This is a genomic window from Streptomyces sp. NPDC053427, assembly GCF_044544985.1.
Taxonomy (GTDB): domain Bacteria; phylum Actinomycetota; class Actinomycetes; order Streptomycetales; family Streptomycetaceae; genus Streptomyces.
This window is the reverse complement of record NZ_JBITYA010000002.1, coordinates 555,809-569,306: the sequence shown is the minus strand read 5'-3', so window position 1 is coordinate 569,306 and position 13,498 is coordinate 555,809. Positions and strand designations below refer to the sequence as shown.

Here is a 13,498-nt window from a genome sequence, read left to right as displayed (position 1 = left end):
TACCGGCTGCGAGGGGTGCGATACCCAGCGTTTGGCAACAAACCACCCATCTCGCCCGTGATCCGCCATGAAGTGCCATCCTTTGCAGCGTTACGCCGCCGTAGCTGTTGACATACGAAGCCGTTGAACTCGGTGTAAAGGGCGCGGCGCGTGCATGAGGAGGGGTTCTCCATGTGGGAAACCGGCGTGAGCAGAGGCGTGGGCGGATCCGGACGGAGCGCGCCGCGGGGAGCCGTGCAGCCCTGTGACCTCGTCACGGTGCCCGCCCGGCAGGGACTGGAGGCCGTCGACATCCTGCGGCTGCGGGACGGCGTCGGCCCGGTCCTGCACGACGGCGCCTGCCACACCCTCGGCTTCCTGGTGCCGCCGGGCACCGCCGCCGGCTGGGACGTACCGGGCAGCGCCTGCACCCAGACCTACGGACGCGGGCTCGCGCCGGGAGCGGCGCCCGGCGAGGACGCCGTCACGGAGACGCCGGTCTCGGGCACCGGCTGGCTGGTCCCGCCGGAAGGCGCGTACGCCGACGCCACCGACCCGGTCGTACTGCGCGCCGCGCTCGGCGAGGCGGCCCGCACGATCGAGGCCGTCGACCGCTGTCAGTGAGCCCGGCCGGACATGCTCCGGCCACGCCGCTTCGACCTCACCGCTTCGACAAGGAGTGGCCCCCCGGGGACGGCGCGGGCGACCGGGACGGCTCGGGCAGGGAGACCTGCGGCGGGGCGGGCTCCGGTTCGGGCGCGCGCGGCGCGGGGGCTTCCGCTACCGGCGACTGCGCCCCGGGGGCCGGCGGCCGGGCCGTCCGGCGGCCCGGTGCGGCGGCGACCGCCGCCTCGTACACCGACATCAGCGACTCGGCGCTGCGCGCGATGTCGTAGCGCCGCACCACCGCCGGGACCGGCAGCCGGTCCGGTCCGCTGCGCCTCAACTCGCGCAGCGCGGTGGCCAGTTCGTACACGACGGGGCTGATGCGGCGGGCGCCCGGGATCTGGCCGGCGGGCAGTTCGTCGACCGCCGGACAGCTGCCGTACAGGACGTGCAGCCCGGCGGCGAGCGCCTCCAGGACGGCCAGTCCGAACGCCTCGTCCTGGGACGGCGACACGAAGACGTCCATCGCCGCCAGCAGCCCGGGAATGTCCGGCCCCCGGTCCGGCTCCCTGCCCGGCCCCTCGGCCGCCGCCCGGGCGCGCTCCGCCCGCTCCACCGCGCCCAGCAGGTGGATCCGGTCGCCCGACCCGAACTGCTCGGCCGTCTTCCGCAGCGTCTCGCGCTCCGGCCCCTCACCCGCCAGCAGCAGGTGCACACCGGAGAGCTGGGTGACCGCCCGGACCAGGACGTCGAACCGCTTGGCGGGCACGAGGCGGCCCACGCCGCCGACCACGAAGGCATCGACGGGGATGCCGAGCCGGGTGCGGACGGCGGAGCGGACGATCGGGTCGTGCCGGAAGCGGTGCGCCTCGATGCCGTTGGGCACCACATGGATCCGCGGCTCCGGTACGCCCCAGCGGCGCAGCCGGGCGGCGACGGTGTCCGAGACGGCGACGGTGGTCGAGCCGAGCCGCTCGGTGGCCCGGTAGAGGGTGCGCACGCCGCGGGTCAGCCGGCGGCCCTCGATCACCGCGTCACCCAGGGAGTGCTCGGTGGCGACCACGGCCCGCACGCCGGCCAGCCGGGCGGCGATCCGGCCGTAGACACAGGCGCGGTAGAGGTGGGTGTGCACCAGGTCGTAGCCGCCGTCGCGGATGAGGCGGGTGAGGCGGGGCAGCGCCCGCAGATCGCGGTTGCCGGTCATGCCCAGATGGGTGACGGGGGTGCCGTCGGCCCGGATGCCGTCGGCGACCGGGCCGGGCCCGGTGAGCGTGACGACCTCGCAGCGGGCCGGCAGCCGCCGCAGCATCAGCCGCAGCTGCTGTTCGGCGCCGCCCGTCTCCAGGCCGGTGATGACATGCAGGACCTTCATCACGTACTGCTCCCCTGATAACCGAGCTGACAGAAATCTCCGCGGGAATTTCCGAGGCGGCGATCAGCGCCCGGTGTCGGCCTGGACGAAGAGCGCGCCGAGCAGATATCCCGCGCCCTGGGTGGTGAACCGGAAAGCCAGACGGTCCCCGCCGGACCGCAGCGCGGGCCTGAGGTCGAATACGTCGGAATCAAATCCCAGGGTATTGCGATAAGCGGGCCGCCGAGGGATGTCCCGGCCGAAATCGGTGATGGTGGAATTCATCACATCATTAGCCGGATTGGCGCCGTCCCAGAGCGCAATCGGGGTCTTTTCATCGGCCGCGGCGGAGAGCGAGTCATTTCCGGTGCCGCGGTCACCGTTGTATGCCAGCACACCCGCACTGCCGCGTGCATTCGGCGGAATCCGTAGCCCCTTCAGGTTCACCGAAAGGGCGCGGCGGTTTGCATTCAGCGGCTGGAATCCGTCCCACAGTGCGAGCCGGCGCAGCGGTTCCCGGGCATTCTCGTACGCGACGACCAGCGTCCAGCCGCCCCATGCGCCGGCCGCGGAATTCCCCTGCGCCGCATTCACCTGGCCCACCGTGTACGCGCCGGGGCCGCCGTCCCGCACCGCCGTGGTGACGTCCGCCGACGCCTGGAATCCGTCCGTCCTGGTGGTGGTGCGGTGGCCGGTCAGGGTGTCGGCGTGCACCTCCTGGTACGGGCCGCCGGGCGCGGCGAGCAGCACCCGGCCGCTCTCCGCGGCCTGCCGCCGCTCGCCGGCCCGCAGATTGCCGCCCCAGTACAGCCGGGCGTAGCTGACCTGGGAGCCGAGCGGCAGCCGGAGCTCCGCGCGGCTGGAGTTGTCGGTGCGGGCGTCGGCGTCGATGTCGATATAGGCCATCCGGTAGCGGCCGTTGGCGCCGGAGCCGCCCTGCTGGACCGCCGCGCACTGCCCGGACGCGGGGGCGTTCGGCGCACCACAGGTGACCGAGGAGTTGGCGGCGCGCGCGATACCGCCGTGCTGCGTCGCGTGATAGCGCTCGGCGAACGGAATTCGGGCGGATTCCCCGGGGGTCGGCGCGGCCACCGCCGACGACAACACCGAGGACAGTGCGGCCGGCAATAGCAAAGCCGCCAGAGCGCATACGGCGCCGCGCCCGCTGCGGTCCATCGACTTCCGCATGCCGTCCTCTCCCGATTCGAGCCGTCTCGCACCGGCCATCAATCAGTCAAACAGGAGAGCACTCTGACAGAAATCATGTTGGAAATCGCGGCAGGCACGCCGGGTACCGGCCCGGCTGTGCCGATCAGCGGAATACCGTGACGCGTCGGAGCCGTAAGAAAAGGCCCGGACGGGCGAACATTCTCCCGGAAGGGGGAACGGCCGCATCCCTGACCCAATTCGCTCGTTGGGACCGATGCCCCATTAGCGAACTGAAAGGAGAAAGGTGATGAAGCGGTTCGTCAAGTCCGCCGCCATGGCCGCGGTCAGCTGTGCCATGGTGCTGGGCAGTGCGGGAATCTCCGCTGCGCACTGCGATGGCGGCCACGGTCGCAAGGGTCATCACGGAAGCTATGGCTACCAGAGCAGCCGTATGGGCAACCACTACGGTAAGAGCGGCCACCACCGCGGTCACCGCGGTGCGAAGGCCGTCGGCTTCGCCAAGGGTTCCCCGGGTGTCCTCAGCGGCAACGTCGTCCAGGTGCCGATCGACATTCCGATCAATGTGTGCGGAAACACCATCGGCATCCCCTTCGCGCTGCTGAGCCCTGCCTTCGGGAACATCTGCGTTAACAAGTGACCTGAGCGCCGGCCCGGAAGGGCATCGGGCCGGTCCGGGTCGTGGTGTGCTGCGGCGGGTTACCCGGAACATCGGTTGCGGGCGGCCCGCCGCTCCGCTGCGCGCGGGGGCCGGGCCGCCCGGTGGCGGGCCGCCCGCCCGATACTTGTGGCATGGCGAAGAGCAGGCGCGGGAGGGGCGGCCCGGAGTCCGTCACGGAGACGGTGGACGGCGGGGTTGCGGAGCTACGGCCCGACCGCGACCGGCCGCGCGGCTGGACGCTGCTGATCGACGGCGCCCCGCAGTCGCATGTCGACCTCGACGACCCCGCGTATCTGGAGTTCTCCTACCAGCGCCGCCTCGGCCACGTCGCCGATCTGGCCGCGCCGCCCGGCAAACCGCTCCAGGTGGTCCATCTCGGCGGCGGCGCGCTGACCATGGCCCGCTACATCGCCGCGACCCGCCCGCGCTCCACCCAGCAGGTCGTCGAGATCGATGCCCCGCTCACCCAACTCGTCCGCAGCCGACTCCCGTTGGAGAGCGGCTGGCGCATCCGGGTGCGCGGCGGCGACGCCCGCGCGGGGCTGGCGAAGATCCCGGACGGCTGGGCCGACCTGATCATCGCGGACGTCTTCGGCGGGGCCCGTACGCCCGCGCATCTGACCAGCGCCGAATTCGTGGGGGAGGTGCGCCGGGCGCTGCGGCCCGGCGGCTGCTACGCGGCCAACCTCGCCGACGGGCCGCCGCTGCGCTTTCTGCGCGGCCAGATCGCCACCGTCCGTACGGTCCTCCCCGAGCTGTGCCTGACCGCCGACCCGGCCGTCCTGCGGGGCAAGCGCTTCGGCAACGCCGTACTGCTGGCCTCCGACCGCGCGCTGCCGGTCGCCGAGCTCACCCGCCGGGCGGCGGGCGATCCGCACGCGGGACGGGTCGAACACGGCCGGGCCCTGCTGGACTTCACCGGCGGCGCGACACCGGTCACCGACGCCACGGCGGTCGCCTCACCGGCCCCGCCGGCGGAGGCCTTCGACTGACGGGGGGCAACCGGCGCTGCTGGGCATGATTTTGCTGGTGCCCCTGGTCAGGGCCCCGGCCGCTCAGGCGACGACGGGCTCCAGGTCGGCACCGTCGAAGGGCGGATAGCTTTCGCCGCCCGTTTGCTCGGCCGCATCGATGTAGTGGGCAAGAGCGTCACGGGATCGAGCGATCCTGTCCATCTGCTCGTCCAGCCGCCGCAGCCGTGACCGCATCGAGGCCAGCAACTCGGGGCACCCGGGCAGTTCCGGGGTTTCGCCGCGCGCACAGGGCAGCAGGTACGCGATGTCCTCGGAGGACAGACCGGCGCCCAGCAGGTGCCGGATCTGCTTCACCCGCAGCACGGCGTTCTCGTCGTACTCGCGGTAGCCGTTGGTGCCGCGGTCCGCCTCCAGCAGGCCCTGGGCCTCGTAGTAGCGCAACTGGTGGGCGTTGACGCCCGTCCGACGACCCAGTTCCCCGATCCGCATCGAAACCTCGCTTGACCTTCACATCGGTATCAACGTTGACGATGCTGCCATGAATCACGAAACCGCTACACCCGTGACAGTCATCGGACTTGGGCTGATGGGCCAGGCGCTCGCCGGCGCGTTCCTGAAAGCCGGGCATCCCACCACCGTGTGGAACCGTACGGCCTCCAAGGCCGACCAGTTGGTGGCCGAGGGCGCGCGGCTGGCGCCGACGGTTGCCGACGCGCTCACGGCCGACTCCCTGACGATCATCTGTGTCACCGACTACCAAGCCATGTACGAGCTGCTCGGCGCGAGCGATGCCGAGCTGGACGGCACGATGCTGATCAACCTGACCTCGGGCGACTCGGCCCAGGCCCGGGAAGCCGCCCAATGGGCCGAGCGGCGCGGCGCCCGCTACCTGGACGGCGCCGTCATGGCCATCCCGCCGGCGATCGGAACCGCCGGGGCGGTGATTCTGCACAGCGGGCCGCAGTCGGACTTCGAGGCACACAAGTCAACACTCGACGCGCTCGGAACCGTCACCTACCTCGGCGCGGACCATGGTCTGGCGTCCCTGTACGACGTGGCCGGCCTGGCCATGATGTGGAGCGTCCTGAACGCCTTGCTCCAGGGCACCGCCCTGCTCAGGACGGCCGGTGTCGACGCCGCGACGTATGCGCCGTTCGCGCAGCAGATCGCTGCCGGTGTGGCCGAATGGCTGCCTGGGCATGCCGAGCAGATCGACAGCGGCTCCTTCCCGGCAAAGGTGGCGTCCCTGGAGACCCACGCCCGGTCGATGGATCACCTGATCGAGGAGAGCGAGGCGGCGGGAGTCAACGCCGAACTGCCGAGGTTGATCAAGGCGATGGCCGACCGCTCGATCGCCGCCGGACACGGCGGGGAGCAGTACCCCGTGCTGATCGAGGAATTCACCAGACCCCACGTCGACTGACCGGTCCCGGCGCCGGGATCCTGCCGCCTAGGTGGCGTTGTTGCTCGTCTCCACCGTCGGCGAGTGCCCGTTCCAGGTGCAGATCACCGACGTATGGGCGCCGCCGCCGGTGAAGTCCACCCGGATCCACTGGTCCTGCTTCCACACCTGCATCTCCCAGCCCGCGTTGGGGGTCGCCGAGACCAGCTCGGCGGACTGCGCGCCCATGTCGAAGACGACCCGGCCACCGGTTGTGGCATAGCTCTTGACCTGGCCGTCGGAGCCGGGCGAGGAGCCGGTCGGCGGGGTGGGGGAGGGGTGGCGGGACGAGTCGTCCGCGCCGGAGCGGGAGGGCGCGGAGGGATGCGACGGCGTGCCGTCGGAGGGGGACGGGCGGCCGGTGGGCCCGGACGGTCTGGGGCGGTGCGTGGAGGAGGCGCGGGGCGTCGCCCCGCCGTCCGTCCGGGCCCCGGATGCGGCCACTTGGTCGGAGAGCGGCAGCGCGCGCGGGGCGTCGTAGGCCGTACCGGACAGCACCGTGTGCACGCCGAACCACGACAAGGTGACCGCGGCGCCGGTCGCCAGCGTCCAGGCCAGTGCGTGAACCAGTCCTCGTTGCATTTGGCTCATACTGCACCACCGGCCCGCCCCGTTGCAGCCCGCGCGTGACGTCCGCCACTCCCGCCCGGCGTCAACCTCGGGCAAGGGCACCGGCCCGAATGGCGTACGGTGCCGCCCATGGCACGTGTGCTCGTCGTCGAGGACGATCAGTTCGTACGCTCGGCCCTCATCCGGCATCTGACCGACGCCTCCCACACGGTGCGCAGCGTCGGCACCGCTCTGGAGGCGCTGCGCGAGGTGGCGCACGTCGGCTTCGACGTGGTCATCCTCGACCTGGGGCTGCCGGATCTGGACGGGTCCGAGGCGCTGAAGATGCTGCGCGGTATCACCGATGTTCCGGTGATCATCGCCACGGCCCGGGACGACGAGGCCGAAATCGTACGGTTGCTCAACGACGGCGCCGACGACTACCTCACCAAGCCGTTCTCCGTGGAACACCTCTCGGCCCGGATGTCGGCCGTACTGCGCCGCTCCCGCGCCACCGCCCCCGGGGCGGAACCCCCCTCCCGGGTGATGCGGGTGGGCGGCCTGTCCATCGACCCGCTGCGCCGCCAGGCCGAACTGGACGGCGCCGCGCTCGATCTGACCCGCCGGGAATTCGACCTGCTGGCCTTCCTCGCGGAGCGGCCGGGCGTCGTCGTGGCCCGCAAGGAACTGCTCGCCGAGGTCTGGCAGCAGTCGTACGGGGACGACCAGACCATCGACGTCCATCTCTCCTGGCTCCGCCGCAAACTGGGGGAAACCGCGGCGAAGCCCCGGTATCTGCACACCCTGCGCGGCGTCGGTGTGAAGCTGGAGCCGCCGCAGTGAGATGGGCGCTGGTCAAAGTGGCGCTCGCGGTCACCGTGATGGTCGTGGTCGCCTTCGCGATACCGCTGGGCCTCGTCGTCAAGGAGATGGCCCGCGACCGGGCGTTCTCCAACGCCGAACGGCAGGCCGCCACCATCGGCCCGGTCCTGGCCATCACCACCGACCGCACCCAGCTCGAGCGCGCCGTCGCCAGCGCCGAGACCGGCCCGGGCGGCCGGATCGGCGTCCATGTCCCGGCGAGCGGCGAGCGGGGCCACCCCGCCGAGATCGGCTCCCGGCGGGCCGCGCCGGAGGATGTGGCGGCCGCCGTCAAACTGGGCCGGGCCTCCATCTCGCCGGTCCCCGGCGGTTCCTCGCTGCTCCAGCCGACGGCCGTCGCGTCCGGTATCGCCGTCGTCGAGGTGTTCGTCCCCGACGATGCGCTCACCAACGGGGTCACCACCTCCTGGGTGGTGCTTGCCGGCGTCGGCCTCGCGCTCATCATCGGCTCGGTCGCCGTCGCCGACCGGCTCGGCACCCGGATGGTGCGGCCCGCCGAGCGGCTCGCGGGCGCCGCGCACGACCTGGGCAAGGGCAAGCTCGGCGTACGGGTGCCCGAGGACGGCCCCACGGAACTGCGCTCCGCGGCCGCCGCCTTCAACTCCATGGCCGACCAGGTCGTCCAGCTGCTGGCCAACGAACGCGAACTGGCCGCCGACCTCTCGCACCGGCTGCGCACCCCGCTGACCGTCCTCCGCCTCAACGCCGCCTCGCTCGGCGACACCCCCGCCGCGGAACAGACCCGCGCCGCCGTCGCCCAGCTGGAGCGCGAGGTCGACCAGATCATCCGCACCGCCCGCGAGCAGAAGGCGCACGCCCAGCAGGCGGCCGCCGCGGCGGGTTGCGACGCCGCCGAGGTGATCCGCGAGCGGATGGACTTCTGGTCGGCGCTCGCCGAGGACGAGGGCCGTACGGTGCGCGTCGCGGGCGCCGACCGCCCCGTACGCATCCCCGTCGCCCGGCCCGAACTCGCCGCGGCCCTGGACGCGATGCTCGGCAACGTCTTCCGCCACACCCCCGAGGGCACCGCCTTCGCCGTCGATGTCCACAACGCCGAGGAGGCGGTGATCGTGCTGGTCTCGGACGCCGGACCGGGCATCGCCGACCCGGACGCGGCGCTGCGGCGCGGCCACGGCGGCGGCGGGGACGGCTCCACCGGTCTCGGCCTGGACATCGTGCGCAGGCTGGCCGAATCCACCGGCGGCGACGTCCGGATCGGCCGCTCGGTCCTGGGCGGCACGGAGGTACGGGTCTGGCTGGCACTGGACGGCGGGCGGGCCGAGCGCGGCGTCCGGCGCGGCCACCGGCTGCGGCGCAGCCTCCGCGCCCGGGGCCGTCGGGCGGCCGCCCGCACCGGCTCCTGAACGGCGCGGTGCCGCTCGGGTGCGGGGGCTCTTAACCACCCCCTTCCCCTTCCTTAAGGCACCCATAATTCCGCCAACTGCCGCCCCGATCCCGACATTTGTCCGTTTCCCGGCCGCTAACGTGCGGGGCGTACCCGGATGCACCCCCGTGCACGACCGGCGCACCCCCGGCGCACCCAGCCCCCCACGTGACGACAGGCAGGCACCCATGACCCCCTCGGCACACCGCCGCCGCAAGAGCCGCACCACCAAGCTGATCGTGACCGGCGCGGCCGCCGCGGTCGCGGCCGGCGGCGCCTTCGCCGTCGCCGGATCCGCCATGGCGGACAAGGCCCCCCGGACCGGTGCCCGCGCCACCGCCGGCGCGGGCTTCTCCCCGTACGTCGACACCTCTCTCACCCCCGCCTACGACCTGGTGGACACTGCGAAGAAGACCGGGGTGAAGACCTTCAACCTCGCCTTCGTCACCTCCGGCGGCGGCTGCGACCCCAAGTGGGGCGGCTCCGGCGAGCTGGGCAACGACCCGGTGGCCGAGCAGATACCCGACCTGCGCAAGGCCGGCGGCGACGTCCGGGTCTCCTTCGGCGGCGCCAACGGCTCCGAGCTCGGCCTGGCCTGCAACTCCGCGGCGGAGCTGGCCACCGCGTACGGCAAGGTCATCGACCAGTTCACGCTCACCAAGGCCGACTTCGACATCGAGGGCGGTGCGCTGCCCAACACGGAGGCCAACACCCGTCGCGCCCAGGCCATCGCCCAGCTCCAGAAGAAGCACCCGGACCTCGACGTCTCCTTCACCCTCCCCGTCATGCCCGAAGGGCTGACCCAGGACGGCGTGAACCTCCTCGCCGACGCCAAGAAGAACGGCGTCAAGATCTCCGCCGTCAACATCATGGCGATGGACTACGGGCCCTCCTACGACGGCGACATGGGCACCTACGCCACCAAGGCCGCCACCGCCACCCAGGGCCAGCTCAAGAAGGCCCTCGGGCTGGGCGACGCGGACGCCTGGAAGACCGTCGCCGTCACCCCGATGATCGGCGTCAACGACGTCCAGAACGAGGTCTTCAAGGTCGACGACGCCACGGAGCTGGTGAAGTTCGCCCAGGAGAAGCACCTGGGCTGGCTGTCGATGTGGTCCTCGACCCGCGACAAGGCCTGCCCGGGCGGCGGCAACTCCGCGCAGCCCACCTGCAGTTCCATCGACCAGGCCCCGCTGGACTTCACCAAGGCCTTCGGCGCCTACACCGGCTGACCACCCCGAGGCGGGGCGCGGCGGACCTTCCCCCCACCTGCTGCGCCCCGCCGCCTCTTCCCCCCCCGGCCGGTCCCGGTGGCCACCGCGACCGGCCGTACCGGTATCCCTGCGGGTGTGACGAAGCCCCTGTCAGGCAGCCGTGAGCCGTCGTTCGATGCCGTCCTCTGCGACCTCGACGGTGTGATCCGTTTCTCCGACATGAGCGAAGTGACGCGTCTGGAGCGGGCGGCGGGGCTGCCGCAGGGCACCACCGCCGCCGTCGGCTTCGCGCCGGAGAACGATCTCCCGCTGCTGCTCGGGCAGATCACCCGGGAACAGTCGACGGGCCGGTCGTGGAGCTCCTGCGGCAGGCCCGGGAGCGCTGTGTGCTCGTCCTGGTCACCAACGCACCGGTGTGGCTGGACGCGGACCTGGCCGCGCTGGGACTCGCGGACCTCGCCGACGACGTCGTCAACAGCTCTGTCGTGGGCGTCGCCAAGCCGGACCGCCGCATCTACGAGATCGCGGTACGGCGGGCCGGCGTACGCAGCGACCGGTGCCTCTTCGTGGACGACCGGCAGGAGAACGTCGACGCCGCGGTCGCGCTGGGCATGACCGGGGTGCGCCATCGCGGTGCACAGGATCTGCGGGCCGCCCTCGCCCCGGTCCTGCGGTAGGGGAGCCGGCGCGGTTCCCGTTACGCGCCGGCGTCCGCCGCGCCCCGTACGGCCGCCCGGAACGCGATCGGCGTCGTGCCGGCCCGCCGCTGGAAGAACTTGGTGAAGTTGGTGGCGTCGGCGAAGCCCAGCCGGTCCGCGATCCGGGCCGCCGGCTGATCGCCGTGCGCCAGCAGCCGCTTGGCCTCCAGCACCACCCGGCGGTCGATGAACTCCTTGGCTCCCACCCCGGCCCCGACCTCGGTGGCCCGGGAGAGGGTACGGGGCGCGTAGCCGAGCGACCGGGCGTAGTCGGCGACCCGGCGGCTGCGGGTGAAGTCCCGCTCCACCGCGTCCCGGAAGCGCAGATAGGTCTCGCTCGCCTCGCAGGTCCCGTCGTCGCCCGCCGGCCCGCCCGGGTGCGCGGCCCGCAGCACCAGAACGGCCAGCAGATGCCGCAGCACCTCGACATGCACCTCCAGCGGCAGCCCGCCCAGCCCGTCGAATTCCGCGCCCAGCGCGCGCAGCGCGGTGTCCAGGCCCCGCGCCGCCGCGCCGTCCGGATGCCGTACGGCGGGCCCGTACCAGTCCTCGACCCGGGCGGCCGCCGCGGTCGCCGGATCCAGGAAGCCGGCCTCGAAGAGCACCAGCCGCCCCTCGGCCCCGTTCAGATCGCCGAAGTGCTGTACCTGCCCCGGGCGCGACCACAGCAGATCGCCGGGGGCCAGGAGGTGCTCGCGGAAGTCGACGCTGTGCACCAGCCGGCCGCCGTCCAGGAGCAGCAGATGGTGGAACCCGGGGCGGTGCGGCGTCGACAGCTGACAGGCGTCCGCGCGCTCGCGCAGCTCGGCCAGGGTCAGCACCTCCACTCCCGCGGGCCGCCCGGCCGGCGCGGAGAACGCCACCTCCCGGATCTCCGTGGCGGCCGCCCGGCCCTCCCGTCGCTCCTCCCGATCCTGTCGCTTTTTGACCATGCCCGGTCCCCTTGCTACCCCGAAATGTGCCGATCCTGCCCCTAGCGTAGAAGACGTCGGCACAACCGCTGACGGAAAACGGAAGTTCGTAGCGAAGTCCGCAGCGTCGGACGCAACCACAGCTGGGAGACCCCCATGTCCACCACGATCGCTCTCTTCGGGGCCAACGGCACCATCGGCAGCCGCACCCTTGAGGAGGCCCTGAACCGCGGTCACCAGGTCACCGCGGTGGTCCGCGACCCCGCGAAGATCACCACGAGCCACCCGAACCTGACCGTGGCCACCGGCGACGTCCTCGACCCGGCGTCGGTCGCCGCGGTGGCCAAGGGGCACGACGTGGTGATCAGCGCGGTCGGCGGTGGGGGCGCCGAGGGCCACCTCGCCACCATCGCGCCCGCCGCGAAGTCCCTCGTCGCCGGTCTGCGCACGCTCGGCGACGCGGCACCCCGCCTGATCTCCGTCGGCGGCGCCGGCTCGCTGCGCACCCCCGACGGCAAGCAGGTCTGGGACGCCGAGGGCATCCCCGACTTCCTCCTCCAGATCATGCACGCGCACGGCGACGCGCTGGACTACTACCGCACCGTCACCGACGTCCGCTGGACCAACCTCAGCCCGGCCGCCACCATCGAGCCCGGCGAGCGCACCGGCGACTACCGCACCGCCTCCGAGGACCTGGTCACCGACGGCGAGGGCAACAGCCGGATCTCCACCGAGGACTACGCCGTCGCCGTCCTCGACGAGATCGAGCGGCCGCGCCACATCGGCGAGCGCTTCACCGTCGGCTACTGAGTGCCGCGGCAGCGCCGCGGAAAACACTCAAGGCCCCCGACCTGAGGTCGGGGGCCTTGACAGTGGGGTGAGTAACGGGACTTGAACCCGCGACATCCTGGACCACAACCAGGTGCTCTACCAGCTGAGCTATACCCACCATGACCGGTGCTGTGTGGTTCTTTTTCCCCACCGGCTGAGAAAAAGTGTACAGGGTCTTGAGGGGTGCTCGCTCCCGGGTTTCGCGTGCCCGGGAGCGAGCTGCGTCACTCCGGTGTGGCCTGCGGTTCGGCGGGCAGGACGTGCTTCGCCGCGATCGCCTTGGCGGTGTCGGAGTCCGGGCCCGGCTGCGGCACGAAGACCGCCTCCCGGTAGTACCGCAATTCCGCGATGGATTCGCGGATGTCGGCCAGCGCCCGGTGATTGCCGCTCTTGTCGGGACTGTTGAAGTAGGCCCGCGGATACCAGCGCCGGGCCAGCTCCTTCACGGACGACACATCGACGATCCGGTAGTGGAGATAGCTTTCCAGCGTCGGCATGTCGCGCAGCAGAAAGCCCCGGTCGGTGCCGACGGAGTTCCCGCACAGCGGGGCCTTCCCCGGCTCCGGGACATGCTGCTTGATGTACGCGAGCACCTGCGCCTCGGCGTCCTCCAGTGTCGTACCGCGGTCCAGCTCCTCCAGCAGCCCGGAAGCGGTGTGCATGGTGCGCACCACCTCCGGCATGGTGGTCAGCGCCTCCGCCGGGGGGCGGATCACCACGTCCACCCCGTCGCCCAGCACATTCAGCTCCGAGTCGGTGACCAGCGCGGCCACCTCGATGAGCGCGTCATTCGCCAGCGAGAGACCGGTCATCTCGCAGTCGATCCACACCATGCGATCGTTCATGCGTC

Annotated in this window: 13 protein-coding genes, 1 tRNA gene and 2 pseudogenes; 9 read left to right on the top strand and 7 right to left on the bottom strand. The window is 72.0% G+C overall.

Features of this window, described 5'->3' with window-relative positions; all coding sequences use genetic code 11:
* Nucleotides 1-171 precede the first annotated feature (171 nt).
* Nucleotides 172-603: a hypothetical protein gene (locus tag ACIGWZ_RS07170; protein ID WP_400061674.1), complete on the top strand. Its 432-nt coding sequence runs from the start codon at nt 172-174 to the stop codon at nt 601-603.
* 37 nt (nt 604-640) lie between these two features.
* On the opposite strand, the gene ACIGWZ_RS07165 is transcribed toward ACIGWZ_RS07170, so the two are convergent.
* Nucleotides 641-1,957: a glycosyltransferase gene (locus tag ACIGWZ_RS07165; RefSeq protein WP_400062022.1), complete on the bottom strand. Its 1,317-nt coding sequence runs from the start codon at nt 1,955-1,957 to the stop codon at nt 641-643.
* Nucleotides 1,958-2,020: 63 nt separating this feature from the next.
* Nucleotides 2,021-3,124 (bottom strand): hypothetical protein, encoded by a 1,104-nt coding sequence (locus tag ACIGWZ_RS07160; RefSeq protein ID WP_400061672.1) that lies wholly within the window; start codon nt 3,122-3,124, stop codon nt 2,021-2,023.
* Between the two features lie 268 nt (nt 3,125-3,392).
* Here ACIGWZ_RS07160 and ACIGWZ_RS07155 point away from each other — a divergent pair, with 268 nt between their 5' ends.
* A complete protein-coding gene (locus ACIGWZ_RS07155; RefSeq protein WP_400061670.1) occupies nt 3,393-3,743 on the top strand; it encodes a chaplin in 351 nt (116 codons plus the stop codon).
* 152 nt (nt 3,744-3,895) lie between these two features.
* Entirely contained in the window at nt 3,896-4,756 is an 861-nt protein-coding gene (locus ACIGWZ_RS07150; protein ID WP_400061668.1) for a spermidine synthase, read from the top strand.
* 63 nt (nt 4,757-4,819) lie between these two features.
* Here ACIGWZ_RS07150 and ACIGWZ_RS07145 read toward each other — a convergent pair whose 3' ends face one another.
* A complete protein-coding gene (locus tag ACIGWZ_RS07145) occupies nt 4,820-5,227 on the bottom strand; it encodes a MerR family transcriptional regulator (protein WP_400061666.1) in 408 nt (135 codons plus the stop codon).
* A 49-nt stretch (nt 5,228-5,276) separates the two neighbouring features.
* Between ACIGWZ_RS07145 and ACIGWZ_RS07140 the strand changes: the two genes are divergently transcribed.
* Nucleotides 5,277-6,161, top strand: coding sequence for an NAD(P)-dependent oxidoreductase (locus tag ACIGWZ_RS07140; RefSeq protein WP_400061664.1), 885 nt, complete (start codon nt 5,277-5,279; stop codon nt 6,159-6,161).
* A gap of 27 nt (nt 6,162-6,188) precedes the next feature.
* Here the strand turns inward: ACIGWZ_RS07140 and ACIGWZ_RS07135 are convergent, their stop codons facing one another.
* Nucleotides 6,189-6,761, bottom strand: a complete 573-nt coding sequence (locus ACIGWZ_RS07135; RefSeq protein WP_400061662.1) for a hypothetical protein — start codon at nt 6,759-6,761, stop codon at nt 6,189-6,191.
* A gap of 117 nt (nt 6,762-6,878) precedes the next feature.
* Between ACIGWZ_RS07135 and ACIGWZ_RS07130 the strand changes: the two genes are divergently transcribed.
* From ACIGWZ_RS07130 to ACIGWZ_RS07115, 4 genes and pseudogenes are all read left to right on the top strand, one after another.
* Nucleotides 6,879-7,571 (top strand): response regulator transcription factor, encoded by a 693-nt coding sequence (locus ACIGWZ_RS07130; protein WP_400061660.1) that lies wholly within the window; start codon nt 6,879-6,881, stop codon nt 7,569-7,571.
* The gene (locus ACIGWZ_RS07125; protein ID WP_400061659.1) at nt 7,568-8,974 is read left to right on the top strand and encodes a sensor histidine kinase; all 1,407 of its coding nucleotides are present in this window, start codon (nt 7,568-7,570) and stop codon (nt 8,972-8,974) included. Before ACIGWZ_RS07130 ends, ACIGWZ_RS07125 begins: the two co-directional genes overlap by 4 nt.
* 290 nt (nt 8,975-9,264) lie before the next feature.
* A pseudogene (locus ACIGWZ_RS07120) lies at nt 9,265-10,226 on the top strand (chitinase); the annotation flags it as partial.
* 201 nt (nt 10,227-10,427) lie between these two features.
* Nucleotides 10,428-10,885 (top strand): annotated as a pseudogene (locus tag ACIGWZ_RS07115) (HAD-IA family hydrolase).
* Nucleotides 10,886-10,905: 20 nt separating this feature from the next.
* Here ACIGWZ_RS07115 and ACIGWZ_RS07110 read toward each other — a convergent pair.
* The gene (locus tag ACIGWZ_RS07110; protein ID WP_400061657.1) at nt 10,906-11,838 is read right to left on the bottom strand and encodes a helix-turn-helix domain-containing protein; all 933 of its coding nucleotides are present in this window, start codon (nt 11,836-11,838) and stop codon (nt 10,906-10,908) included.
* A gap of 135 nt (nt 11,839-11,973) precedes the next feature.
* On the opposite strand from ACIGWZ_RS07110, the gene ACIGWZ_RS07105 reads away from it, so the two are divergent.
* Complete coding sequence (locus tag ACIGWZ_RS07105; RefSeq protein WP_400061655.1) at nt 11,974-12,627, top strand: NAD(P)-dependent oxidoreductase; 654 nt, start codon at nt 11,974-11,976, stop codon at nt 12,625-12,627.
* 63 nt (nt 12,628-12,690) lie between these two features.
* Here the strand turns inward: ACIGWZ_RS07105 and ACIGWZ_RS07100 are convergent.
* A tRNA-His gene (locus ACIGWZ_RS07100) sits at nt 12,691-12,766 on the bottom strand.
* A 106-nt stretch (nt 12,767-12,872) separates the two neighbouring features.
* Nucleotides 12,873-13,493: an oligoribonuclease gene (gene orn, locus ACIGWZ_RS07095; RefSeq protein ID WP_400061654.1), complete on the bottom strand. Its 621-nt coding sequence runs from the start codon at nt 13,491-13,493 to the stop codon at nt 12,873-12,875.
* Nucleotides 13,494-13,498 lie beyond the last annotated feature (5 nt).